The following is a 293-nucleotide window of genomic DNA, read 5'->3' as shown; positions in this document are numbered from 1 at the left end:
AAGTAAAGGAGTCGTAATTATCAATGATCAACAGCATGCCAGAATCCAAACTAAAAATGCCACCACCTTGACGGCGATGGCATTCTATCACAACTTATTTGACCAAGATCTTAAAACGGACGCTTAACAAAGCCAACCGCGTCGAAAACCTTATCTAAAGTCACAGCAGCCTTCGCTGATGCTTTCTCAGCACCAGCCTTCATTACTTCGTTCAGATACGGCATATCTTGGCGAATACGGTGGTATTCAGACTGGATTGGCTCAAGCATAGCAACCACCGCCTCACCCACATC

1 pseudogene is annotated in these 293 nt (G+C 45.4%); it reads right to left on the bottom strand.

The annotated features are described in order from the left end of the window. Window positions 1-110 precede the first annotated feature (110 nt). A pseudogene (locus AB4585_RS29655) lies at window positions 111-293 on the bottom strand (tryptophan--tRNA ligase); the annotation flags it as partial.

It is taken from the genome of Vibrio sp. 10N.222.49.C9, from assembly GCF_041474985.1.
Lineage (GTDB): Bacteria > Pseudomonadota > Gammaproteobacteria > Enterobacterales > Vibrionaceae > Vibrio > Vibrio crassostreae_C.
This window is presented reverse-complemented; position numbering and strand designations above follow the sequence as displayed.